This is a genomic window from Streptomyces sp. NPDC002619, assembly GCF_042889305.1.
Lineage (GTDB): Bacteria > Actinomycetota > Actinomycetes > Streptomycetales > Streptomycetaceae > Streptomyces.
Genome location: NZ_JBIAQV010000002.1, coordinates 132,744 through 155,553, shown reverse-complemented (window position 1 = coordinate 155,553; position 22,810 = coordinate 132,744). Strand labels below are relative to the sequence as shown.

Below are 22,810 nucleotides of genomic sequence, written 5' to 3'. Positions count from 1 at the left end.
CTACTTGACTCCTGTGCAGGTCAGGGCGTTGGTACGAGTTGGTTCCCGTGGGTGGCGATCCGCGCGGCTTTCTTGATCCACTCCCCGTTCACTCCCCAGGGCCGGCGCGTTGCCTGGCCATCCGACTACGGCGCCCCCGCCGGTCGGTCGTTGGTGCTGCTGGCCGTCGGGCCGCCAGCCCTGGGAGACCCCACGCTGGCTATGGAGCCTCAAACAGACTGTGGGAGATCAGGGCCGCAAGATTCTCTGCCCGGGACTCGATGACACGCATCCGAGTCAGCCATTCCTCAACCTGCGGTTCACGTCAAAGACGCAGGTCGGAGCGTTGGGAGGTGTCGGTCTCGGGTGGGGGTGTCGGAGATCTGATCTCAAGATCATCTCCGGGCTTTCTCCATAGCTGCCTTCAGTTTTTCAGGCGAGCCCTGGCCCCACCAGGGTGGGGCATTGAGCGACACTGCCGCCACACGTCCCCTGCCCATCACAGGGTTTACGCATTCGAGCGAGAGCTAGGGAGTGTCTTCAAATTCCCGTCTGCCCGGCGCTGTGTGGTGCGCACGCTCCCTAGGGCATTCCGGGAGGGACGGGCTCCGCGGTACCGTGCCGCGCCACGAACACGAACTCCCTGCCCGGCCGGTCGGGTGCGTCGCGTACGTCCTCGACGACGAAGCCGTGCTCGTGCAAGTCCCGCTCGATCTCCGTACGTTCGCGGAAGCGGAGTGTCGATTCCGAGGTCAGTACGTCCCCGTCCGCAGCGAACACGTGCGTACCCCGGAAGCTCACCAGCGGCAGGCTCACGTCCGTCAGCTCGGCCCAGGTCTCGACGTGGCCGACGCCCGGGATGTCCGTCATGCGGTACGTGGTCTCGCGCGTCCACTCCGCCCACTCCTCCCACACGCGCTGCGCCGGATCGCGCGTCTCGAAGACAAGCCGCCCGCCGGGCCGCAGCGCCTCGTACGCGCCGCGCAGCGTCGTACGCCACGCCTGCGGATCGGCGATCGCCTGGGCGACGTTCCCGGTCATCGTCACCAGGTCGATCTGCCGCACAGTCCTATCGTTGGCTGATGCGAGCACACCCTATTGACCGCCCGGCTGATCTCGACATGGTTCGTGAGTTCCTATGACCGCGTGGCCGACAACTACGCCCACATGGTGGTGACGACGGGGGTCGGCGACATCCGTCGCCATCCATGGCTCAAGGCGTCGATCGACGCCTTCGCCGACACCGTGAGGGAGCTTGGGCCTGTCCTCGACGTCGGCTGCGGACCCGGAACGGTGATCGCCTACCTCGCCGAACGCGGACTCGACGTGTCCGGGGTGGATCTCTCTCCCCGCATGATCGAGAACGCGCGCCGTCTTCATCCGCACTGCCGCTTCAGTGTCGCCTCTGCCACTGACCTCGACCTTGGTGAAGCGTCCCTTGGCGGCGTGCTCGGGTGGTGGTCACTGTTCAACCTCCCCCGTGACGTCCTTCCCCAGGTTCTCGCCCTGTTCGCGCGCGAGTTGAAGCCGGGCGGGCACTTCATCACCGGGACACACGTCGGCGACGAAGACGCGGTGCGCACCGAGGCCTACGGGGGCGTACCCGTTCGTTGGACGACACACAAATGGCGACCGGAACAACTCGTGGACCTGATTGAGCAGGCCGGCCTGCACCCGGTCGCCGAACTCCGCCTCCCTCCGGAGGAGTACAGCGGGCCGGGGCTAGTCGTCATGGCCAGGCGCCCCGGCTGACGATCAGGCGTCGGAAGCGGCACAGGGTTTCCTGCCGGGACCCATCACCTACGATCCGGTTGATCACCGAATCGGGGAGGGGACATGGCCGAGGGCCGGGAAACGGACGCGGTCGCCGAGAGGCCGGTGGAGCTGGCCTACCGGCCGACCGTCGGCGAATTGGCGTCCGCGCTGCGGGCACGCGCGAGGAGCACCGGCGCGGGACGCTTTCAGCGCGGGGCGCTGGTCTGGACGGTGGCGGTCACGACCGTCGGCGCCCTGCTGTCGGCGGCTGGCTCCGGCCACCGGGACACACCGTGGCCGCTGTATGCGGGGGTGGTGGTCTTCGTCGCCTTCATGACTGCGGTGCCGTGGTTGCAGGCGCGCCGCCTCCACCGGCTCGCCGAACGGCAGGGGGACATCTGCGGGACGGTCGACGACACCGGAGTCCGGCTCACCACCGCGCACAGCTCGGCCAGCCTCGACTGGCACCTCTACTCGCGCTATGTCGAGACGCCGGAGCTGTTCGTGCTTCTCAGCGCCGACAAGTCCGCCGTCGGCTTCGTCGTCCTGCCCAAGCGGGCCGTGGCGGACCCGGAAGAGGTGGACCGGCTGCGGGCGGTCCTCGACCGGCGGCTCGTGCGCGCGGACGACGCCGAGGCGTCCGGAAGCCCGCGGAGCCGGGGCCGGGCCGTCGGCCGCGGGGTCGGCTCCGTCGGACTGTTGCTGCTGGGGCTGCTGCTGTTCTTCTTCGCCTTCGCCGCCGTCCAACACGCCGCGCACCCGGGCCGCTTTCCCGGGATCCAGAACAACACCGCCCCGATATCGGCCGTCATGCTGGGGCTGGGGGCGCTTGCGGTCGCCGGGGCTTGGTGGCTCGTACGGCGGATGACGGCCATGCGGATCGTGACCGCCGTGCTCGCCGTCCTTGTCCTGCTGGCCGGTGGCGCCGCCCTGTACCGCGTTGGGCCGATGCTCCACTGCTGGGGCTCGGACCGGATCGCCCGCGGGCCCGAGGGCGCCTACGTCTGCTACGACTTCTGAGCGGGCCACGGTCTCCGAGCGGGCCCGGAGATCATCTCTCGGCGGTGGCCCGCAGAAGCCGCGCAGTCAGCTGCGCCCGGTCGCCGAACTTCGGCTCCCTGCAGATGAGCAAAGCGGGCCGGGCCTGGTCGTCATGGCCAAGCGCCCCGCCTGAAGACCTACATCCTGCGCGGGAGCGCTGTGCCTTCCGTGCAGCGAGGGCTCCTCGCCCAGTGCCAGCTTCTCGACGACACCCAAGGCGTCCAGGTCCAGCGCAAGGCCCGTCGCGAGTACGAGAACCCGCTGGAGATGAGGGCCTCCAGCATGGCCCGGCCGGAGACCCCCAGGATGTCGGAGACCACCGCGGACAGTTTGATCCCGGCGTCCTCCAGCAGTTTCTCCAGCCGCTGTGCCTCGCGGGTGCGTTCGCGGATGACCTCGGTGCGGTAGCGGGTCAGGTCACGCAGCTGCCGGATCGGCTCCGGAGGCACGAACGAGGGCCGCACCAAGCCGTGTTCGACCAGGCGGGCGATCCACTCGGAGTCCTTCACGTCGGTCTTGCGGCCGGGCACCGCCTTCATGTGCCGGGCGTTGAGGAGCCAGGTCTCCATGTCGTGTTCGAGCAGGTAGAACACGGGCTTCCAGTAGGCGCCGGTGGCCTCCATACCGGCCACCGTGATGCCTTCGTCCAGGAGCCAGTCCCGCATCGCCAGCAGCCCGGAGGTCACCGAGGAGAAGGTACGAGTCTCACGGCGACGACGCTTTCCCGCACCGGGCACGCGGATCGTCACCTTCACGTCCACCTTGCTGATGTCGATCCCCGCACAGCGTTCGTGGATCACGTCCATTGCCTGGCACCCCCTCCCGATCGCGGCCGCGCGAGCACGTGACCGGCCGGCGGGGGTCCGGCAGGCAGAAGAAACTGATTCACGTGCTCGAAGCAACACATCCGGGTGCCTGACGTTGGACCCCCAGCGTCCTACTGAGACACAGGCTCGGATCGCACCAAGTTTCCTCGACGTCCGCCGGGCGGCCACACACCGATTTTCACGCCCACCGGGTGGGGCCGTCAGGCCCCCGGAGTACTGAGACGGCCGCCCATGGTCCTGGAGCGGACCTTGCCACCATGGCACGTCCAGGCTGTCAGCCGGGATGACCTTGACTCTCGCCAGAATTTTCTCGTCGAGGGCCCATACGAGTGCGCGCAACTCACGCGCTCTCTTCCTGGGCAGCGCGTGAAGCACGGCTTCGAGGTGACCGCGGAAGTCGACGCTGCAACACCCGCACTCAAGGATGCCGCAATCAGGACCGGTCCGCGCCCAGGCCGTTGCGGTGGCCGGCCGGATGGTTGCGGCAACCACTGTCCCCGGTCACTGCTGTCGGGGCCGATCTCTGTGGCCGGGAACATGGACAACCTTTTCCCGCATAGTGATGATCTTCTTGACCCTTTCTTGTCGTTGTGAAGCGGACGTGCGGCCGAGTTGGGACAACGCGGCTCTTCGCGTGCTGTTCCGACTCTGTGGAGATCCGCATGCTGCATGGCTACACCTATCCGCTGTCGCCGCGGTGCACGGCGAATCTCGCTCCTGCTCCGCCGTGGCGTTACGCCGGGGACACCGTCGGCGTGGAGTTCTGGACGGATCCGGCGGCCGCGGAAGCGACGCTTCCGGACGGGCTGAGTCCGGACCCGGACTCCGCAGGACGCGCGGTGACGCTGTTCGTCGATTGGCAGTTATCCGCGGGGCACGAGGAATATCCCGACCCGGTGCGCAGCCTGTACCGCGAGTTCATGGTGCTGGTGGACGCCCGGTGGCGGGGCCGACCGGTCGTGTGGTGCCCGTACATCTATGTCGACAATGACCTGCTCATGGCCCGCGGGTGGGTGCAGGACTTAAAGGCCGAGGGCCTGGTGAACTTCGGGACCGATCTGGACAACCCGAACTTCGCCGACGTGGCCACGGCGCTGGGCATCCACGGCCGCGGAGTGGAGCCACCGGATGAACCGGTGGAGGCGCTGCGCGCCGCGTTTGACCACCGGGGCCCGGCCCTGGCGGAGGCGATGACCGCGCGGCAGGAGCTATCCGTACCGCCGACCATCACGTTCGACCAGGTCAAGGGATTCGCCCTCTACGCGGCCCGCACCGTGCTGTCCGGAAGGGGCGACGAACTTCTCGATCCGGCCCGGACCGACGTCATGCGACGCCACTCCTCATCCGTTTGGCGTGCGTAACGGGCACCGCGGAAACCGAACACGGGCAACCGGGTGGCGGCCCACGGCACTCGTGGCACATCGGAGGACTCGCCCTGCCGTCGGCAGGGGCCGCCGCCGTGCGACGCCCCAGGGCCAAGACAGGCGATGACCGTACAGAGCAACGGACCGACGGTCCACGACAACCCTCAAGGAGCTCGGTGCCGGCGATGCCCGGTGCCGTGGTCACCGTCCGGTCGCAGGAGGGGACTACGCACCATCGGGGCTCGTTTCCTCGCCGTCGTCCGGTTCATTACGGCGGGCGGCGCCGCCCGCCCCGACGACCTGGCCGAGGCGAGGGCCAGTCACGCGCCGGGCCTTGATCGTCTCAGATCGAATGAGCAGTAAAGGGAACTCTTCCTTGCCGATCCATCAGTTTTTTTCTGGCAAACAGCATCGAGACGGGCAGCGGGTGACTTTGCGGCCTGGAGTGGACCTGGCGGGGCGCACGGCCGAGCTGAATCTGATCGACTCGGTGCTCGCAGGGGAGTACCGGGCCGGCCCCGGCGTGCTGCTGCGTGGCGACCCCGGGGTGGGGAAGAGCGCGCTGCTGAATGCCGCAGCGGAACGGGCCGCAGCAGTCGACAGGCGTGTACTGCGCGCCTCCGGTGTGGAGTTCGAGGCCGGGATGGACTTTTCGGCGCTGCATCAGTTGCTCTACCCGCTGCGTGAGCGGGCCGACCGGATCGCCGACCACCATCGCGACGCCCTCCACCACATCCTCGGCCTCGCGCCGGGACCCTCGCCGGACCCGCTGGTCGCCTCGACGGCCCTGCTCGCCCTGCTCGACGACCTCGCGGCCGATCGTCCGCTGCTGTTGATCGTCGACAACGTGCAGTGGGTCGACCGCGCCAGCGCGACCGCGTTGGGATTCGCCGTCCGCCGCATCGACGGCACCCCCATCGTCTTCCTGGCCGCCAGCCGGACCGGGGCGGACGGCTTCGTCCACCACATCCGGCTACGCGAACGTATGATCGAGCCGCTGTCTGAGCAGTCGGCGGCCACGGTGCTGGACACCCGGTGGCCGAGGCTGGCGCCGAGCGTACGGCGGCGGCTGCTCGCCGAAGCCGCCTGCAACCCGCTCGCACTGGTGGAGTTGCCCACGGCACTCACCGGCCGGCAGCGCCTCGGCCAGGACCCACTACCCGCCCTCCTGCCCTTTTCCGGGCGGCTGGAGGAGACCTTCACCGCTTCCGTCAAAAGGCTGCCCGCACCCACCCGAAAGCTGCTGTTGCTGGCCGCGCTGGACACCGACGCCGGCTTGACCACCATTCAGACGGCCGCGCAGTGCTCCTCGGCCGGCGACGACCTCGCCCCGGCGTGGCAGGCGAATCTGGTCCACGACGATACGGCCACCGGTCACCTGTCGTTCCGCCATCCCCTGATCCGCGCGGCGATCGTGCGCGCGGCACTGCCGGGTGAACGCCGGGCCGCGCACCAGGCCATGGCAGCGGCCCTGGTCGACAAGCCCGAGCGCCGTGCGTGGCATCTGGCCGAGGCCGCGACCGGACCGGACGAGACGGTGGCCCGGGCGCTGGACGAAGCGGCCCTGTCCGCCTGGCGGCGCAGCAACCCGTCCGGCGCCGCGGACCAGGCGTCGGACGAGGATGCCGTCTCCGACCGGCGGCGCGCCGGTGCGGCCGCCGCGGTAGCCGCGCTCATGCGGGCCGGCGGACTCAGCCCACACCCGGCCGACCGGTCCCGCCGGCTGGTCGAGGCCGCCTACCTCGCCACCATCACCGGTCAACTCGAGCAGGTGAACCGGTTGCTGGCCGATGCCGGACAGGCACCAGACTCCCCGTCCGGGCTGGTCTTCGCCGCCACGGCCCACCTCCTCGCGCATGAGGGCGACGTCAATGCCGCCCACCAGCTGCTGGCCCGGGCACTCGACGAGGTGGCCGACACCGCCAAGAACGACAACTGGGACCACCACGGGGTCCTGTACGCCCTGCTGGTTGTCAGCCTCTATACCCTCCGGCCCGAGCCGTGGCAGCTTCTCCATACCGCAATGGCCCGCCTCGCACCGGAGGCGGTAGCCCCGTTCCGGCTGCTATACGACGCATACGTGCACCCTGCCCGTGCCTCCGACTCGATACGGGAGCGCCTCGCCGACGGCTTCACGGCACTGCCCACCGACGCGGCACCCTGGCAGATCATGCCCCTGGCCTACGCGGCCCTCGCGATGGACGCCCTGTCCGACTACCGGTATCTGGTCCGCCGCATGATCGAACGGGAACGCGACGGCGGCGCGATCGCCATGGTCATTCCCGGGTTGATGCTGCTCTGTCAGGACTCCTACGCCCGCGGGGAGTGGGACGAGGCCGAGGACCTGGGGCGGGAGGGTCTGGAGCTGGCATCGGCCTACGGCTACCACCTCCTGGAGGGTCATCTCCGGGCCATACTGGCAGCGGGCGCGGCTGTTCGCGGCGACATGGACCTCGCCGAGGCCCGCAGCGAGCGGACCACGGTCTGGGCGGCGCCCCGCGGCATCGCGAGGTCGGAAGCGTACGCCTGGTCGGCTCGCCGCCACGCGGCCATGGGCCAAGGCGACTACGAGGAAGCACTCGCCCAGGCGTCCCGGGTCACCCCACCCGGGACACCCACTTCCGGTGTCCCCGGCCGTTGGATGGTCCACGACCTGGTCGAGGCGGCGGTTCACAGCGGTCGCATCGATCAGGCCCGCGCCCACGTCGCCGCCGCCCATCAGGCAGGCATCCACGACATCTCTCCCCGCACCGCGCTGATCACCGCGGGGGCCGCAGCCCTGGCCGCGGACGACGACGATGCCGGCGCGTTGTTCGAGGCAGCCCTGTCCCTACCCGAAGCCGCCCGGTGGCCGTGGGATTACGCGCGCGTCCAGCTCGCCTACGGACAATGGCTACGCCGCACCCGCGACATCGCTGCCGCCCGCGCGCACCTGAGCGCCGCCATCGAAATCTTCGAGCGGATCGGCGCCAGAACGATGGCGCAGCGGGCCCGCGAGGAGCTACGCGCCACCGGCGTGGCCACCACCCGGCCGGACACACCGATGTCCGCGCTGACCGCGCAGGAACGGCAGATCGCCGAACTGGCCGCCACTGGCCTGAGCAACAAGCAGATCGGCGAACGGCTCTTCCTGTCCCACCGCACCGTCGGCTCCCATCTGCACCGGCTGTATCCCAAGCTCGGGATCACCTCACGCGCCGCGCTCCGCGCCGCCCTGGAGGCGATGGCACCCGACGAGAACGACCAGGCCGCACAGCCGGAGGCGGAAAGCGGAGCATGACGTGAAACGCGCCGAGCACAACGCGGAGGATGCGGAGCACTACGCGTCGTTCGCGATCGACTACGCCGCTGCCGTGATCCTGGAGGCGGAATCTGCCTCACTGGAGGCGTTGCTGGCCCGTGCGGAGGCCGAAGCCCTGGCCAACAGGTAGGAAGGTCGGCGGTCGGCCGACCGCCCCAGCCACGACGCAACCCCTTTTTCTGATGTCAGCTGGCCGCCAGCTCGCGTCGCGCGGCCGGGCGGACCGGGCCGGAGCGGGGCGAAGACAGGGAGCGGCGGCCCGGGGAGCCGGGCCGCGCGCGGCGAGCGGTAGCGAGCCGCCTTGAACCCGTAGAGAACATTTCTACTCACGTGCGCGCAGTGACAGCGTTCCGGGTCAGCGTGTTCAGGTCCCAGGAGCCCGGGTCGCCGATGTGCACGTCCAGCGTCGGGTGCTCCGGCGTTCCGCCCACGTCAACGTCGGCATCGCCACAGGCCCGGCCGGGCTGCTCGTGGTCGATCTGGACCTGCCCAAGTCCGGCGACAGCCCAGGCACCCTCGTCGGGCAGACCGAGCTCACGGAGCTCGGCGTACGCGCCGGACGCGAAGTCCCCTCCACCGACACCGTATGCACGCCCTCTGGCGGGTGGCACCTGTAATTCTCCGTTCCCACCGGCTCATGGACGAACTGACCGAACAGTGGGAGGAGGGGTTGGAGGCACGGTTGGCCATGCATCCACGGTCCCCGGTACGTGTGCTCTCAGCCTTGCTGAGAGCGCGTCTGGGGTGACGGTGGGGAGTGGATTTCCATGATCCACTCCCCAACCACTCCCGAGAGACCCCGGAACGCCAGTCAGGGCCGGTTTCCCCTTGAAGGGAAACCGGCCCTGAACTGGTGTTTCAGCTGTCGGGGTGGCGGGATTTGAACCCACGACCTCTTCGTCCCGAACGAAGCGCGCTGCCAAGCTGCGCTACACCCCGATGTCGCTGCTTGTCGCTGCGACGTCGTTTACTTTAGCCCACTGGTGGCTGGAGACGAAATCCGGTTTTGCCGTGGCGGCGGATCGGGTTCGGGCGGGCGTGGTCGAGGGTGACCAGGAGGACCGCCAGGGCGTAGACGGCGAGGCCGAGGAGGAGGGCGTTGGCCAGCGTGCTGCGGTATCCGTGCTGGTCGACGTCCAGGAACGGGTAGAGGTAGCGGTCGGCCGTGCCCGGGATCAGGAGCTCGCCGCGGGCCAGGGAGAAGGCCAGGTAGGCCAGGGGGTAGAGGAGCCACGCGGCGATCTGGCGCAGGTGCAGGCGGCCCGGCGTGGTGAGCAGGAGCCAGTCCAGGAGCGCCGCCACCGGGGTCACCGTGTGGAGGAGTTGGAGGGCGATCCACTGGCCGTGCCAGGCGGCCGGCGGTTCCGTCGCACTGGTCATGGAGAACGGGGGCGTCGTGTGGCCCAGGAGCAGGTGGTAGACCAGGCCCGTCGTCGTGACGTAGAGAAGTGTGGCGCCTGTCAACGAGGGCGAGAGGGGGCGGCGTGCCGTCCATGCCCGGTGGGCTGCGGCGATCATGATCGCGGCCAGCAGTGCGTTGCTCTGGACGCTGAAGTAGCTCAGCATCCGGCCCGGGGAGCCCAGTAGCAACTCGAGTGTCACGCCCACCGTCGCAGTCAGGGCGGTCAGGAGGCGGAACACCGCGGTCAGGGGGTGGCGGGTGGGCTCCACCACCGCCGTGGCCGGGACATGTGAGGGCAGCAGGGGGGAAGTGCTGGGGACCGGAGGCAGGTCCGGCATGTCCCTGGGTATCGGTGCCGTCATGCCCTCACGCTAAGCAGGGCCGACAAAAGGGGCGATACGGGCGAGCCGGTTGGGTTACGCCCAGCCCAGCCCAGCCCCGCCCGGTACAGCCGCCGCTAGTCCCGCCCCACCAACGTCAGCAACGTCGCCTCCGGCGGGCACGCGAACCGTACCGGTGTGTAGCGGTTCGTGCCGCAGCCCGCCGAGACGTGCAGGTACGACGTCCGGCCCTCAGCCGTGTGCGTGGACAGGCCCTTCACACGGTCCGTGTCCAGATCGCAGTTGGTGACCAGGGCGCCGTAGAAGGGGATGCACAGCTGGCCGCCGTGCGTGTGGCCGGCCAGGATCAGGGGGTAGTCGTCGGCCGTGTACGCGTCCAGGACGCGCAGATACGGCGCGTGGACCACGCCCATCGAGAAGTCAGCCGTGCTCGACGGGCCGCCGGCCACCTGGAGGTAGCGGTCGCGCTTGATGTGCGGGTCGTCCAGGCCCGTCAGCTCGACATCGACGCCCTCGATCTTCAGCGTGCCCCGGGTGTTCGTCAGGTTCAGCCAGCCCGCCGCGTCGAAGCCGTCCCGCAGGTCCTCCCACGGGTTGTGGATCGCGCCCACGGCCGCGGCGTTGCCGTTCAGGCCGTGCCGGCCGCTGGCCTTCTCCAGCAAGTAGCGGGCGGGGTTGCCGGGTTTGGGGCCGTAGTAGTCGTTGGAGCCGAAGACGTACGCGCCCGGGAAATCCATCAGCGGGCCCAGCGCGTCCAGGACCTCCGGGACTCCTTCCGGGTCCGACAGGTTGTCACCGGTGTTGATCACGAAGTCCGGACGCAGGCCCGCCAGCGAGCGCAGCCAGCGCTGCTTCTTGCGCTGTCCGCCCACCATGTGGATGTCGGAGACCTGGAGCACACGCAGCGGGCGCATGCCCGGAGGCAGGACCGGGACCGTCACCCGGCGGAGGCGGAAGGAGCGGGCCTCGAAGCCCGCCGCGTACACCAGACCGGCGGCGCCGGCCGCCACGATTCCCAGGGGTACTCCGTATCGCGCGCGCATACGACCATCGTGTCAGAACCCCGGCCTCTCCCGGAAACCGGACCGTCCACCCGCTCCCCAACGGCCTCCGCCAAGTGCCTCGCCAACGGCCCGGCAAGAGGCCCGCCCAGGGCCCGTGGGCTAAATCAGGGGGCATCGGCGCCTGCACACCTGCGACAATCGACCCCATGACCACCACGCTCAAGTCGAAGCTTCACGACGACCTCAACGCCGCGATCAAGGAGCGGGACGAGCTGCGCTCCTCGACGCTCCGGCTGACGCTCGCCGCGATCACCAAGGAGGAGGTCGCGGGCAGGGAGAAGCGCGAGCTCTCCGACGACGAGGTCCTCAAGGTGATCACCAAGGAGGCCAAGAAGCGCCGTGAGGCCGCCGACGCCTTCGCGCAGGGTGGTCGCCCGGAGCAGGCCGAGCGGGAGAAGGCGGAGGGTGAGCTCCTCGCCGAGTACCTGCCCAAGCAGCTCTCGGACGACGAGCTGAACGCGATCGTGGCCCAGGCCGTCGAGGAGGCCAAGGCGGCCGGCGCCGAGGGTCCGCGGGCCATCGGTGCCGTGATGAAGATCGTGAACCCGAAGGTGGCCGGGCAGGCCGAGGGCGGCCGCGTCGCGGCGGCGGTCAAGAAGCTCCTCCAGGGCTGAGCCACCCCGCACAGCAATACGGCAACGGGGCCGCACCCTGCTCAAGGGCGCGGCCCCGTAGGCCCTGATCTCGGCTCAGGCTCCGGCTCAGCCGTGCTTCCGCCCGTTCGTCCCCCCGGTCTGCCCCTGGACGAAGCCCCCGGGGAAGGAGAACGAGGGCGTCGGGAAGACCCCGCCGTTCGCGCCGCCGAAGAGGCCGCCGTTGCCGTTACCGCCGTTGTTCCCCTTGCCGTCGCCGTTGTGCCCGTCGCCCTTGTCCTTCGCGGGGTCGGGGATGTCGACGAGGTTGAAGTCCGGGGCCTGCTTGCCCTCCAGCGCGCCGGTCATCATGTCGCGCCAGATCGGTCCGGGGACTTCACCGCCGTACACCTTGGCGTGCGGGACGCCGCCGATGCTGATGTTGACCATCTTGCGGTTGTGCGCCGGGTCGCCGACCCAGACCGCCCCCGCCATGTTCGGCGTGTAGCCGACGAACCAGGCCGCGTAACGGTAGTCCGTCGTACCGGTCTTGCCCGCGCTCGGCCGGTTGCTGAGGCCGGCCTCCTGGCCCGTGCCGTCCTCGACCACGCCCTTCAGCAGCGTGTTGACGGTGTCCGCGGTGTTCTCCGACATCGCCCGCGAGCAGGTCGACTTCGGCACATCGAAGGACTTCTTCTCGCTGCCCACGGTCTGCGTGATCGACTCGATGGCGATCGGCGTGCAGTACATGCCGCGCGAGGCGAAGGTCGCGTACGCGTTCGCCATGGTCAGCGGGGACATCTCCTGGGTGCCGAGCGCGATGGACGGCGCCTGGTCGATCTTGCGGCCGTCCGCGCGGGCCACGCCCATCTTCTGCGCCATCGTGGTGACCGGGCAGATGCCGATGTCGCCGATGAGCTGCACGTAGTAGGTGTTGACCGACTTGGCGGTCGCCTCCTTCATGCCGTACGGCCCGTGCTCTTCCTGGTTCTCGTTCGTCAGCTTGGCCTGCTTGGTGTTGAGCCAGGTCTTGCCGTCGCACGCGGCGACCTGGCTCGGGTAGGGCATCTCGTACGGCGACGGGTACTCCTGCGTCGCCGGTTTGCCGCCCTCGATGGCGGCTGCGGCCACGATCGGCTTGAACGTCGAACCGACCTGGTAGCCCAGGCCGCCGCCCAAGTCCTTGTCCACAGACAGGTTGATCTGCGTCTCGTCCTTCCCGAAGCCGTACGGTCGTGACTGGCCCATCGCGAGGATCTTGCCCGTGCCGGGCTCGACGACGGTCGCGGCGGTCGCCACCTCGTCGCTCTTGTACACGTGCTGCTTTATCGACGACTGGACCGATCGCTGTGCCTGCGGGTCGAGTGTCGTACGGATCGTCAGACCGCCCTGGTTCCAGACCTTCGCGCGCGCCTCCCGGGTCTTGCCGAAGACCGGGTCGTTGAGGAACACCTCGCGCACGTAGTCACAGAAGAAGCCGGCGCCCGAGACCGCGGTGATGCAACCGTTCTTCGGCTGGCTGGGGTGCAGGCCGAGCGGCTGCTTCATCGCCTTGTCGGCCTCCTGCCGGGAGATGTCCCCGACCTCGGCCATGCGCGCGATCACGGTGTTACGGCGCTTGGTCGCCTCTGCCTCGTCGTTGACCGGGTCGTACCGGCTCGGTGACTGGACGATGCCGGCCAGCAGCGCGGCCTCGGGGAGCGTGAGGTCCTTGGCGTGCTTGGAGAAGTAGCGCTGGGAGGCCGCCTCGACGCCGTAGGCCTGCTCGCCGAAGAACGTGATGTTCAGGTAGTTCTCGAGGATCTTCTTCTTGCCGAGCTTGTCCTCGATCTGGATCGCGTACTTCAGCTCCTGGATCTTGCGGCCCAGAGTCTGTTGGGTGGCCTGGGCGACCTTGGTCGGGTCGTCGCCGGCCTCCTCGATGAAGTAGTTCTTCACCAGTTGCTGCGTGAGCGTCGAGGCGCCCTGGGAGACGCCGCCGCTCTGCGCGTTCTTGTTGAGGGCGCGCAGGACGCCCTTGAGGTCGATCGCGCCGTGCTCGTAGAAGCGCGAGTCCTCGATGGCGACGATCGCCTTCTGCATGTACGGCGAGATCTCCTTGAGGTCGACCACCGTACGGTCGCGGGAGTAGACCGTGGCGATCTGGCCGCCCTGGTTGTCCAGGATCGTGGTCCGCTGGCTCAGCTGCGGGCTCTTCAGGTTCGCGGGGATCTCGTCGAAGCCCTGGACCGAGCCCTTGGCCGCGAGTCCGAGCGCGCCTGCCGCGGGCAGGGCGATGCCTGCCATGACGGCTCCTGCGAGCACACTGACACCGAGGAACTTGGCGGCCTGCTGCGTTGGCGACAGACCACCGCCCGAGCGCTTCTTTGGCATGAGGGCAGCCTACGTTCTCATTCGCCGGACACGCGTATATGCCTTGGCCTAAGCTGCTCTCAACTGTCACAGCAGTGCGGCCACGTATCAATACGTCCGGCGACCCCGAATCGTTCCGGATCATCTCGACTTTCTTCGACGGATCCTCCGCCGGACATGTCGGGGTGTGTTGACGGCGTGTCCGAATTCGCCTCGTGTGTCATCCGGCGTCCGTTGTGGCGCACCACGGCTGTCCTGGTTTGCCGGGATGATCACGCATGTCGCCAGCTCACTCCCGCGGGTGATCTGCCGCTTACCCATAGTCCGTTCGGGCCATTCAAGATTGGGCCCGAAGGGGGTGTTGCGCTGTGCCCACCTTCCGTAACGTCCTCAACTGGCGGCGGTGAATATGCCGCTGCCGCCGTGGGGGAGCCTCGATTCGGGAGAGGACGGCGCCGGTATGGGCTGGGTTACCGACTGGAGTGCGCAGGCCGCCTGCCGCACTACCGATCCGGATGAACTGTTCGTTCAGGGAGCAGCGCAGAACAGGGCCAAGGCGGTGTGCACCGGATGTCCGGTACGCACCGAATGCCTGGCCGACGCGCTGGACAACCGCGTCGAGTTCGGCGTGTGGGGAGGCATGACGGAGCGGGAGCGCCGCGCACTCCTGCGCCGGCGGCCCACCGTGACCTCGTGGCGCAGGCTCCTGGAGACCGCGCGCTCGGAGTACGAGCGGGGAGCCGGCATCGTGCCCCTCGACAACGACGAGGTGTACGAGAACTACGCGGCGGTCAGCTGAGGGGGCGCCTGCCCTCACGCCTCGGTAGGTGTTTCGGGCAGCTCCGGCCGGTTGGCCGCGAGCCGGTCCCCGATGTCCCGCAGTCCTGCGAGGTCGTGCACATCGCCGGGCAGCGCGGCCACTTCCACCACGGCCACCTCGGGGTGCCGGGCGGTGAAGCGGTCACGCGTGCGCTGTTCACGGGAGAGCAACTGCATGCGATCGGCGTGCAGCCTCAACAGGCCTGCGGTGAGCTGGTCGATGTCCCGCTCCGCGCCGGGGGAATGGCGCTCGGATGCGGGAGATTCTGAATTGCCGTACGTGTCGGGAGAGTTACGAAGTCCAGCTTTCCCGCCACCCTGATCCACAATGCGGGGCTCCTCAAGATTTTCCGCGGCGGCGAGCGCCCGCTCGGCCGACAGCCGGTCGGCGCCGCTGCCGTGGACCCGGTTGAGCACCAGTCCGACGAGCGGCATGTCCTCCGCGGCCAGCCGCTCCACGAAGTACGCGGCCTCGCGCAGCGCGTCCCGCTCCGGGGCCGCCACCACCAGGAACGCGGTACCGGGCGCCTGAAGCAGTTTGTACGTCGCGTCCGCGCGCGTACGGAACCCGCCGAACGTCGTGTCCATCGCGGCCACGAACGTCTGTACGTCCTTCAGCAGCTGACCGCCGAGCAGCTTGCCCAGCGTGCCGGTCATGATCGACATTCCGACGTTGAGGAAGGCCATGCCCGCGCGCCCGCCCAGCTTGGCGGGAGCCGTCAACAGCCGGATCAGCCGCCCGTCCAGGAAGGAACCGAGCCGCTTCGGCGCGTCCAGGAAGTCCAGCGCCGACCGGGACGGCGGTGTGTCGACGACGATGAGGTCCCATTCGTCCCTGGCCCGCAGCTGCCCCAGCTTCTCCATCGCCATGTACTCCTGCGTGCCCGCGAAGCCCGCAGAGAGCGACTGGTAGAAGGGGTTGGCCAGGATCGCGGCCGCCCGCTCGGAGTCCGCATGCGCCTCGACGACCTCGTCGAAGGTGCGCTTCATGTCGAGCATCATGGCGTGCAGTTCGCCCTTGCCGTCCGTGCCTTTCACCCGGCGCGGCACATTGTCCAGCGAGTCGATGCCCATGGACTGGGCGAGACGCCGGGCCGGGTCGATCGTCAGGACGACCACCTTGCGGCCCCGTTCGGCCGCCCGTAGTCCCAGTGCCGCCGCGGTCGTGGTCTTGCCGACGCCGCCCGAACCGCAGCACACCACGATCCGGGTTTTCGGGTCGTCGAGCAGTTCGTCGACGTCCAGCACGCGTGCGGGGGAGAGACGATGGCGGGCGGCGTCCTTCTTGTGGGCCGGGTCCGGACTCATGACATCCCCTGCTTCCGCAGCTCGGTGGCGAGTTCGTACAGCCCCGCCAGGTCCATGCCCTCGGCGAGCAGCGGCAGTTCGTGCAGCGGCAGGCCCAGCTCGCCCAGGGCCGCGCGCTGCTCCTGCTCCAGCGCGTACCGCTCCGCGTACTCCGCGGCCTGCGTCAGCAGCGGGTCCACCAGTCTTTCGGCGTTGCCACCGCGGCGCGCACCGCCGAGGCCGGCGGCCGAGAGCGACTGGGCGACGGCGGTGCGCGGCACGGTCCGTACGAGATCCAGGTCGGCCGCGTCCAGCACCCGGGGCCGCACCATGTTCACGACGATCCGGCCCACCGGCAGCCGCGCCGCCCGCAGTTCGGAGATGCCGTCCGCGGTCTCCTGGACCGGCATCTCCTCGAGCAGTGTGACCAGGTGCACGGCGGTCTCCGGCGACTTCAGCACCCGCATCACGGCCTGCGCCTGATTGTGTATCGGGCCGATCTTCGCCAGGCCGGCCACCTCGTCGTTGACGTTCAGGAAGCGGGTGATGCGGCCGGTGGGTGGGGCGTCCATGACGACGTAGTCGTAGACGAAGCGGCCTGACTTGTCCTTGCGCCGCACCGCCTCGCACGCCTTGCCGGTCAGCAGGACGTCCCTGAGGCCCGGCGCGATGGTGGTGGCGAAGTCGATCGCACCGAGCTTCTTCAGCGCCCGGCCGGCGCTGCCCAGCTTGTAGAACATCTGGAGGTAGTCCAGAAGGGCCAGTTCGGGATCGATGGCGAGGGCGTGGACCTCACCGCCCCCGGGAGCGACGGCGATCTTCCGCTCCTCGTAGGGCAGCGCCTCCGTCTCGAAGAGCTGTGCGATGCCCTGCCTGCCCTCCACCTCGACGAGAAGCGTCCGCTTCCCCTCGGTGGCGAGGGCAAGCGCGAGGGCCGCGGCGACCGTCGTCTTTCCGGTCCCGCCCTTACCGCTGACGACCTGGAGCCTGCTCACGTCTTCGAGACTAACCAGTCCGACCGACGCCTACGCGGGAGGCTGTGGATAACAGCGGCTACAGTCGGCCACATGACCAAGTGGGAATACGCAACCGTGCCGCTGCTCGTCCATGCCACGAAGCAGATTCTGGACACCTGGGGCGAGGACGGCTGGGAGCTCGTCCAGGTCGTGCCCGGACCGAACAACCCCGAGCAGCTCGTTGCCTACCTGAAGCGGGAGAAGCAGTCGTGAGCGCGGTCGAGGAGAAGCTGGCCGAACTCGGCCTGACCCTGCCCGAGGTCGTACCGCCGCTGGCCGCCTACCAGCCGGCCGTGCGGTCGGGCGTGTACGTGTACACCTCCGGCCAGCTCCCGATGGTGGAGGGCAAGCTCCCGGTCACCGGCAAGGTCGGCGCGGAGGTCACCGCCGAAGAGGCCAAGGACCTGGCCCGCGTCTGCGCGCTGAACGCCCTGGCCGCCGTGAAGTCCGTTGCCGGCGACCTGGACCGCATCGCGCGCGTGGTGAAGGTCACCGGCTTCGTCGCCTCGGCCGCCGACTTCACCGGCCAGCCCGGCGTCATCAACGGCGCGAGCGAACTGCTGGGCGCGGTCCTCGGCGACAAGGGCGTGCACGCACGCAGCGCGGTTGGCGTCGCGGTACTGCCGCTGGACGCGTCGGTGGAGGTCGAGATCCAGGTCGAGCTGGAGGCGTGAGGGCCTGTTGGCCGGCCCCGTTACTGCCTGTCGGCTGGGAGCCGTAACGGGCTGCCCGCCGGAATGGGTGAAGGCCGGCCCGCCGCATCGGCAAGGGCCTGGCCACTGGATCCGTAGGGCTTGGATTGCCGGCTGGATGCGCAGGGCTTGCCCGGCGGATCGGCAGGGGCTCGCCGCTGGCGCCGTCGGGGCCTGCCCTCGGATCGGCAAGGATTGGCCCGCCGGAGCCGTTGTGGCCTGCCCGTCGGACCCGGAAGGGCCTGCCCCACCGACCCCTCTCGAACATTCGCGCACATCGGGATAGCCTCCGCCCATGGCGAATGGGCAGTGGTATCCCCCGGAGTGGCCGGAACGTATCCGCGCGCTCGCGGAAGGCACCCTCACGCCGGTGCCCGCCAGGCGCGCGGCCACGGTGCTGCTGCTGAAGGACTCGCCGGACCCGTCTTCCGGACCCGCCGTTCACATGCTGCGCAGACGCGCCTCCATGGCTTTCGCCGGAGGCGCGTACGCGTATCCCGGCGGCGGTGTCGACCCCCGCGACGACGACCACCAGATCCGCTGGGCCGGCCCCACACGCGCGTGGTGGGCAGAGCGGCTCGGCGTCGACGAGAGGGGCGCCCAGGCGATCGTCTGCGCGGCCGTCCGGGAGACGTACGAGGAGGCGGGCGTCCTGCTCGCCGGCCCCACCCCCGACTCGGTCGTCGGCGACACCACCGGCGAGGACTGGGAATCCGACCGCGCCGCCCTGGTCGCCCGCGACCTGTCCTTCGCCGAGTTCCTGGACCGCCGCGGACTGGTGCTGCGCTCCGACCTGCTGGGCGCCTGGACCCGCTGGATCACCCCGGAGTTCGAGTCCCGCCGCTACGACACCTGGTTCTTCGTCGCCGCCCTCCCCGAGGGCCAACGCACCCGCAACGCCTCCACGGAGGCCGACCGCACCGTGTGGATCCGGCCGCACGAGGCCGCCGACGGGTACGACAAGGGCGAGCTGATGATGATGCCGCCCACCATCGCGACGCTGCGTCAGCTGTTCCCGTACGACACCGCCGCCGAGGTGCTCGCCGCCGCGCCCGCGCGGGACATGACGCCGGTCCTGGCCCGCGCCCGCCTCGTGGACGACGAGATCGTCCTGGCCTGGCCGGGCCACGACGAGTTCACCAAGCGCATACCGACCGCCCCGACCGGTGGAGGCCCCGCATGACGGACGCAGCAACCCTGCCCGGCCAGCCGCGGGGCCAGGTTGTGTCGGGTCCCGCCACCGCACGGGCCGTCAACGTCCTTGCGCCCAACGCCTCCCCGATGACCCTGGACGGCACCAACACCTGGATCGTCGCCGAGCCGGACTCCGACCTGGCCGTGGTGATCGACCCCGGCCCCCTGGACGACGCCCACCTGCGCGCCGTCGTGGACACGGCCGAGCGGGCCGGCCGACGCGTCGCCCTGACCCTCCTCACCCACGGCCACCCCGACCACGCGGAGGGCGCAGCCCGCTTCGCCGAGCTGACCGGTACGAAGGTGCGCGCGCTGGATCCCGCGCTGCGCCTCGGCGACGAGGGTCTGGACGCCGGGGACGTGGTGGCCGTCGGCGGCCTCGAGCTGCGCGTCGTACCGGCCCCCGGCCACACCGCGGACTCCCTGTGCTTCCATCTCCCGGCCGACCGGGCGGTCCTCACCGGTGACACCATCCTCGGCCGCGGTACGACGGTCGTCGCGCACCCCGACGGCCGCCTCGGCGACTACCTGGACTCGCTACGGCGGCTGCGCTCCCTCACGGTCGACGACGGCGTCCAGACGGTCCTGCCGGGCCATGGCCCGGTTCTGGAGGACGCCCAGGGCGCCGTCGAGTTCTACCTCGCCCACCGGGCCCACCGACTCGCCCAGGTGGAGACGGCCGTGGAGGACGGCTTCCGCACGCCCGCCGACGTCGTCGCCCACGTCTACGCGGACGTGGACCGCTCCCTGTGGCCCGCGGCGGAACTGTCCGTCCGGGCCCAGCTGGACTATCTGCGCGACCACGGGCTGATCTAGTCGGCCTCTGGTTGGCCTCTAGTCGGGCCGCGGGGCCTTCACGCCGTGCACGCGCGCGTACTCCTCGGCGAGCCACGGTCCGAGGTCGTCGACGTACGACCGCAGGACGACGGGATCGCCGCACGGGTGGTACCCGCGTACGGCCGCCGCCCGCAGCTGCGCCGCCCGCCGCGGGTAGTAAGCGGCGAACGCCTCGGCCATCTCCCGCAGATCGCTGGTCCAGCCGTTCCAGCGGGGCATGACGAGCGTGAACGCGGTGCGGACGAGGTGCCGCGACATGAACCGTACGAGGGGCCGCCTGGCCTCTTCGCTGTCCTCGGCGCCGGAGATCCGCTCCCGCCAGCGCGGCAGGAACAGGGCGAGGTCGCCGTTGGTCTCGCGGGCGAGCAGGGAGTCGGGGCGGTAGCGGGGCAGGTGCTCGGCGAGGTCCTCCCCGAGCAGCGGCGTGCACAGGCAGGCCACGAACCACCCCAGGTCGTACCGCTCCAGCTCGCTCAGCAGCCGCGCCCGGTCGTACAGCAGCGTGCCCACCCCGTCGACCTGCGGAAACTCCGTGTCGACCGTCTCGCCGAGCGTGCGGGCGGCCTCCCGGTCCGCGTCGGTCGGTTCCTCCCGGAGGGCCACCAGCAGATCGAGATCGCTACGCTCCACGCGCGCGGTGCCGCGCGGAATCGACCCGTAGAGGTACGCGCTGTGCAGCCGAGCGCCGAAGGTGTCCGGCAGCCGGTCCCGAGCGGCGGCGACGACCGGGCGGAAGGCGCTTGGGACGCGCGCGAGGGAGCCTTCGCGCTCGATGAATCCCTGCGCGTCGAGACCGGGACGGTGAAGTGTTTCGGCCATGCGCTCACTGTGCCGCGACGGGAGGACCGGAGCGGCTCATTTTCGGCGCGGGCCGGCACTCATCAGCCCGTCCGGCGCTTGACGACGAGGCCGTTCAGGCCGAACGCGGGGGCTGGGGGCGGCAGCCCCCAGGGACGGTCACCGCGACCGCTTGGCGAGCCTTTCGACGTCCAGCAGAATGACCGCCCGCGCCTCCAGGCGGAGCCACCCGCGCTGGGCGAAGTCCGCCAGCGCCTTGTTCACGGTCTCGCGGGACGCGCCGACCAGCTGGGCCAGCTCCTCCTGCGTGAGGTCGTGGACGACGTGGATGCCCTCCTCGGACTGCACGCCGAAGCGGCGGGAGAGGTCCAGCAGGGCCCGCGCCACACGGCCGGGTACGTCGGAGAAGACCAGGTCGGACATGGCGTCGTTGGTCTTGCGCAGTCGGCGGGCGACGGCGCGCAGCAGGGCGGTGGCCACCTCGGGGCGGACGTTCAGCCAGGGCTGGAGGTCGCCGTGGCCCAGGCCCAGCATCTTGACCTCGGTCAGCGCGGTGGCGGTCGCCGTGCGCGGGCCCGGGTCGAAGAGGGCCAGCTCGCCGATCAGCTCGCCGGGGCCGACGACGGCGAGCATGTTCTCGCGGCCGTCGGGGGAGGTGCGGTGGAGCTTGACCTTGCCCTCGGTGACGACGTACAGCCGGTCGCCCGGGTCGCCCTCGTGGAACAGGGAGTCGCCACGCGCGAGGGTCATCTCACTCATGGAGGCGCGCAGCTCCGCGGACTGCTCGTCATCGAGCGCCGCAAAGAGCGGGTTGCGCCGCAGAACGTCGTCCACGAGTTCTCTCCTTGTCGACCTGCTCAGGGGATCTTGCTCCCCCGTGTACCAGGGGACCGTGCTCCCCATTTTGCTGGACGGTCCAAACAGTGTGATCTGTCACAAGGATGCCGCACAGGTGTGCCGAGGTAAGCGGCAGGGGTCCAATTGGGCGCTGATCTTCGGGGTCCGGGGCGGATGTCGGTGCCGGGCTCTAGGCTGGCCGGGTGTCCAAATCGCCGGTGAGAGCACAGGCCAAGGGGGCTGGGCGGGTGGTTGTACGTCGTGATTCCGCTGTGGGCGAACAGGACCCGGGTGGCGGTGAGGAAAGGGTGAAAACGGAGAAAAAGGCGCCTGTGGAGAGGATGGCGGGCAAGAAGACGGCGGCCAAGAAGGCGCCCGCGAAGAAGGCGGCAGCCACGAAGACGGTGGCCAAGAAGGCACAGCCGCCCGCCAAGAAAGCCGCCGCGAAGGCCACCCCCACCAAGCCGCGCCGCAACGAGTCGCACACCGCCCTGGTGCGCCGAGCCCGCCGTATCAACCGCGAGCTCGCCGAGGTCTACCCCTACGCCCACCCCGAGCTGGATTTCGAGAACGCTTTCCAACTCCTGGTCGCCACGGTCCTGTCCGCCCAGACCACCGACCTCAGGGTCAACCAGACCACGCCCGCGCTGTTCGCCAGGTACCCCACCCCCGAGGATCTGGCCGCCGCCAACCCGGAGGAGGTCGAGGAGATCCTGAGGCCCACCGGGTTCTTCCGGGCCAAGACCAAGTCGGCCATAGGGCTGTCGAAGGCCCTCGCCGAGCAGTTCGGCGGCGAGGTCCCCGGCAGGCTGGAGGACCTCGTCAAGCTGCCCGGCGTCGGTCGCAAGACCGCCTTCGTCGTGCTCGGCAACGCCTTCGGGCGGCCCGGCATCACCGTTGACACGCACTTCCAGCGGCTGGTACGGCGCTGGCAGTGGACCGAGGAGACCGACCCCGACAAGATCGAGGCGGCCGTCGGCGCGCTGTTCCCCAAGAGCGAGTGGACGGACCTGTCCCACCACGTGATCTGGCACGGCCGGCGCATCTGTCACGCCCGCAAGCCAGCCTGCGGCGCCTGCCCGATCGCCCCCCTCTGCCCGGCCTACGGCGAGGGCGAGACCGATCCGGAGAAGGCGAAGAAACTCCTGAAGTACGAGAAGGGCGGTTTCCCGGGCCAGCGCCTCAAGCCACCGCAGTCGTACCTCGACGCGGGCGGCAAACCGGCGCCGCCCCTGGGGGCCGCGTGACGCTCCGGGCGGAGCGGCCGCTGTGGTCAACACGGGTTGACCGGTTGGAACGATCGCGGACCCGCGGGGCGTTGGAGACGGCAGA

The 22,810-nt window shown here is 69.8% G+C and carries 21 protein-coding genes, 1 tRNA gene and 1 pseudogene; 13 read left to right on the top strand and 10 right to left on the bottom strand.

Going from position 1 to position 22,810, the window contains the following annotated elements; genetic code table 11:
* Nucleotides 1-561: 561 nt before the first annotated feature.
* Nucleotides 562-1,038: pseudogene (locus ACFYXB_RS04810) on the bottom strand (SAM-dependent methyltransferase); the annotation flags it as partial.
* A gap of 39 nt (nt 1,039-1,077) precedes the next feature.
* Between ACFYXB_RS04810 and ACFYXB_RS04805 the strand changes: the two are divergent.
* Both ACFYXB_RS04805 and ACFYXB_RS04800 read left to right on the top strand, forming a co-directional pair.
* Nucleotides 1,078-1,731 (top strand): class I SAM-dependent methyltransferase, encoded by a 654-nt coding sequence (locus ACFYXB_RS04805; protein WP_389577733.1) that lies wholly within the window; start codon nt 1,078-1,080, stop codon nt 1,729-1,731.
* A gap of 84 nt (nt 1,732-1,815) precedes the next feature.
* Nucleotides 1,816-2,754 carry a YcxB family protein gene (locus ACFYXB_RS04800; protein ID WP_389577730.1) on the top strand — a complete coding sequence of 313 codons (939 nt, stop codon included), beginning with the start codon at nt 1,816-1,818 and terminating at the stop codon, nt 2,752-2,754.
* A 158-nt stretch (nt 2,755-2,912) separates the two neighbouring features.
* Here ACFYXB_RS04800 and ACFYXB_RS04795 read toward each other — a convergent pair whose 3' ends face one another.
* Nucleotides 2,913-3,581, bottom strand: a complete 669-nt coding sequence (locus ACFYXB_RS04795; protein WP_389577727.1) for an IS110 family transposase — start codon at nt 3,579-3,581, stop codon at nt 2,913-2,915.
* 671 nt (nt 3,582-4,252) lie between these two features.
* Here ACFYXB_RS04795 and ACFYXB_RS04790 point away from each other — a divergent pair.
* The 4 genes from ACFYXB_RS04790 to ACFYXB_RS04775 all read left to right on the top strand — a co-directional run bounded on the left by ACFYXB_RS04790 (nt 4,253) and on the right by ACFYXB_RS04775 (nt 8,884).
* A complete protein-coding gene (locus tag ACFYXB_RS04790; protein WP_389577724.1) occupies nt 4,253-4,963 on the top strand; it encodes an acetoacetate decarboxylase family protein in 711 nt (236 codons plus the stop codon).
* 430 nt (nt 4,964-5,393) lie between these two features.
* A complete protein-coding gene (locus ACFYXB_RS04785; protein ID WP_389577721.1) occupies nt 5,394-8,246 on the top strand; it encodes an AAA family ATPase in 2,853 nt (950 codons plus the stop codon).
* Between the two features lies 1 nt (nt 8,247).
* Nucleotides 8,248-8,397 (top strand): hypothetical protein, encoded by a 150-nt coding sequence (locus ACFYXB_RS04780; protein WP_389577719.1) that lies wholly within the window; start codon nt 8,248-8,250, stop codon nt 8,395-8,397.
* A 262-nt stretch (nt 8,398-8,659) separates the two neighbouring features.
* Nucleotides 8,660-8,884, top strand: coding sequence for a bifunctional DNA primase/polymerase (locus ACFYXB_RS04775; RefSeq protein ID WP_389577716.1), 225 nt, complete (start codon nt 8,660-8,662; stop codon nt 8,882-8,884).
* A gap of 248 nt (nt 8,885-9,132) precedes the next feature.
* Here ACFYXB_RS04775 and ACFYXB_RS04770 read toward each other — a convergent pair.
* The 3 genes from ACFYXB_RS04770 to ACFYXB_RS04760 form a co-directional block, all read right to left on the bottom strand.
* A tRNA-Pro gene (locus tag ACFYXB_RS04770) sits at nt 9,133-9,206 on the bottom strand.
* A 33-nt stretch (nt 9,207-9,239) separates the two neighbouring features.
* Nucleotides 9,240-10,031 carry a Pr6Pr family membrane protein gene (locus ACFYXB_RS04765; RefSeq protein WP_351357971.1) on the bottom strand — a complete coding sequence of 264 codons (792 nt, stop codon included), beginning with the start codon at nt 10,029-10,031 and terminating at the stop codon, nt 9,240-9,242.
* 95 nt (nt 10,032-10,126) lie between these two features.
* Complete coding sequence (locus ACFYXB_RS04760; protein WP_389577713.1) at nt 10,127-11,053, bottom strand: metallophosphoesterase; 927 nt, start codon at nt 11,051-11,053, stop codon at nt 10,127-10,129.
* 167 nt (nt 11,054-11,220) lie between these two features.
* Between ACFYXB_RS04760 and ACFYXB_RS04755 the strand changes: the two genes are divergently transcribed.
* Nucleotides 11,221-11,688: a GatB/YqeY domain-containing protein gene (locus ACFYXB_RS04755; protein WP_389577710.1), complete on the top strand. Its 468-nt coding sequence runs from the start codon at nt 11,221-11,223 to the stop codon at nt 11,686-11,688.
* Between the two features lie 87 nt (nt 11,689-11,775).
* On the opposite strand, the gene ACFYXB_RS04750 is transcribed toward ACFYXB_RS04755, so the two are convergent.
* Nucleotides 11,776-14,019, bottom strand: a complete 2,244-nt coding sequence (locus ACFYXB_RS04750; RefSeq protein WP_389577707.1) for a transglycosylase domain-containing protein — start codon at nt 14,017-14,019, stop codon at nt 11,776-11,778.
* Nucleotides 14,020-14,458: 439 nt separating this feature from the next.
* Here ACFYXB_RS04750 and wblA point away from each other — a divergent pair, with 439 nt between their 5' ends.
* Nucleotides 14,459-14,797: a transcriptional regulator WblA gene (gene wblA, locus ACFYXB_RS04745; protein WP_018547931.1), complete on the top strand. Its 339-nt coding sequence runs from the start codon at nt 14,459-14,461 to the stop codon at nt 14,795-14,797.
* Nucleotides 14,798-14,811: 14 nt separating this feature from the next.
* Here the strand turns inward: wblA and ACFYXB_RS04740 are convergent, their stop codons facing one another.
* Both ACFYXB_RS04740 and ACFYXB_RS04735 read right to left on the bottom strand, forming a co-directional pair.
* Complete coding sequence (locus ACFYXB_RS04740; protein ID WP_389577703.1) at nt 14,812-16,125, bottom strand: ArsA family ATPase; 1,314 nt, start codon at nt 16,123-16,125, stop codon at nt 14,812-14,814.
* Nucleotides 16,122-17,099 carry an ArsA family ATPase gene (locus ACFYXB_RS04735; RefSeq protein WP_389577700.1) on the bottom strand — a complete coding sequence of 326 codons (978 nt, stop codon included), beginning with the start codon at nt 17,097-17,099 and terminating at the stop codon, nt 16,122-16,124. Before ACFYXB_RS04735 ends, ACFYXB_RS04740 begins: the two co-directional genes overlap by 4 nt.
* Nucleotides 17,100-17,171: 72 nt before the next feature.
* On the opposite strand from ACFYXB_RS04735, the gene ACFYXB_RS04730 reads away from it, so the two are divergent.
* The 4 genes from ACFYXB_RS04730 to ACFYXB_RS04715 all read left to right on the top strand — a co-directional run bounded on the left by ACFYXB_RS04730 (nt 17,172) and on the right by ACFYXB_RS04715 (nt 19,822).
* On the top strand, nt 17,172-17,333 hold the full coding sequence (locus ACFYXB_RS04730) for a DUF4177 domain-containing protein (protein ID WP_121891618.1): 162 nt from the start codon (nt 17,172-17,174) through the stop codon (nt 17,331-17,333).
* Entirely contained in the window at nt 17,330-17,794 is a 465-nt protein-coding gene (locus ACFYXB_RS04725) for a RidA family protein (protein ID WP_351355218.1), read from the top strand. The genes ACFYXB_RS04730 and ACFYXB_RS04725 overlap by 4 nt, the downstream gene beginning before the upstream one ends.
* A gap of 313 nt (nt 17,795-18,107) precedes the next feature.
* A complete protein-coding gene (locus ACFYXB_RS04720) occupies nt 18,108-18,995 on the top strand; it encodes an NUDIX hydrolase (protein WP_351355215.1) in 888 nt (295 codons plus the stop codon).
* Nucleotides 18,992-19,822: an MBL fold metallo-hydrolase gene (locus ACFYXB_RS04715; RefSeq protein WP_351355212.1), complete on the top strand. Its 831-nt coding sequence runs from the start codon at nt 18,992-18,994 to the stop codon at nt 19,820-19,822. Before ACFYXB_RS04720 ends, ACFYXB_RS04715 begins: the two co-directional genes overlap by 4 nt.
* An 18-nt stretch (nt 19,823-19,840) precedes the next feature.
* Here the strand turns inward: ACFYXB_RS04715 and ACFYXB_RS04710 are convergent, their stop codons facing one another.
* Nucleotides 19,841-20,662 carry a nucleotidyltransferase domain-containing protein gene (locus tag ACFYXB_RS04710; protein WP_389577696.1) on the bottom strand — a complete coding sequence of 274 codons (822 nt, stop codon included), beginning with the start codon at nt 20,660-20,662 and terminating at the stop codon, nt 19,841-19,843.
* A 138-nt stretch (nt 20,663-20,800) separates the two neighbouring features.
* Nucleotides 20,801-21,475 (bottom strand): Crp/Fnr family transcriptional regulator, encoded by a 675-nt coding sequence (locus tag ACFYXB_RS04705; RefSeq protein ID WP_351355210.1) that lies wholly within the window; start codon nt 21,473-21,475, stop codon nt 20,801-20,803.
* A gap of 344 nt (nt 21,476-21,819) precedes the next feature.
* Here ACFYXB_RS04705 and nth point away from each other — a divergent pair, with 344 nt between their 5' ends.
* Nucleotides 21,820-22,725 (top strand): endonuclease III, encoded by a 906-nt coding sequence (gene nth, locus ACFYXB_RS04700; protein ID WP_389577693.1) that lies wholly within the window; start codon nt 21,820-21,822, stop codon nt 22,723-22,725.
* Nucleotides 22,726-22,810 lie beyond the last annotated feature (85 nt).

Coding starts and splice junctions, on each gene's coding strand:
- ACFYXB_RS04750 (WP_389577707.1), bottom strand. CDS start 14,019: ATGCCAAAGAAGCGCTCGGGCGGTGGTCTGTCGCCAACGCAGCAGGCC.
- ACFYXB_RS04760 (WP_389577713.1), bottom strand. CDS start 11,053: ATGCGCGCGCGATACGGAGTACCCCTGGGAATCGTGGCGGCCGGCGCC.
- nth (WP_389577693.1), top strand. CDS start 21,820: ATGGCGGGCAAGAAGACGGCGGCCAAGAAGGCGCCCGCGAAGAAGGCG.
- ACFYXB_RS04715 (WP_351355212.1), top strand. CDS start 18,992: ATGACGGACGCAGCAACCCTGCCCGGCCAGCCGCGGGGCCAGGTTGTG.
- ACFYXB_RS04740 (WP_389577703.1), bottom strand. CDS start 16,125: ATGAGTCCGGACCCGGCCCACAAGAAGGACGCCGCCCGCCATCGTCTC.
- ACFYXB_RS04755 (WP_389577710.1), top strand. CDS start 11,221: ATGACCACCACGCTCAAGTCGAAGCTTCACGACGACCTCAACGCCGCG.
- ACFYXB_RS04720 (WP_351355215.1), top strand. CDS start 18,108: ATGGCGAATGGGCAGTGGTATCCCCCGGAGTGGCCGGAACGTATCCGC.
- ACFYXB_RS04710 (WP_389577696.1), bottom strand. CDS start 20,662: ATGGCCGAAACACTTCACCGTCCCGGTCTCGACGCGCAGGGATTCATC.
- ACFYXB_RS04765 (WP_351357971.1), bottom strand. CDS start 10,031: ATGACGGCACCGATACCCAGGGACATGCCGGACCTGCCTCCGGTCCCC.
- wblA (WP_018547931.1), top strand. CDS start 14,459: ATGGGCTGGGTTACCGACTGGAGTGCGCAGGCCGCCTGCCGCACTACC.
- ACFYXB_RS04795 (WP_389577727.1), bottom strand. CDS start 3,581: ATGGACGTGATCCACGAACGCTGTGCGGGGATCGACATCAGCAAGGTG.
- ACFYXB_RS04730 (WP_121891618.1), top strand. CDS start 17,172: ATGACCAAGTGGGAATACGCAACCGTGCCGCTGCTCGTCCATGCCACG.
- ACFYXB_RS04800 (WP_389577730.1), top strand. CDS start 1,816: ATGGCCGAGGGCCGGGAAACGGACGCGGTCGCCGAGAGGCCGGTGGAG.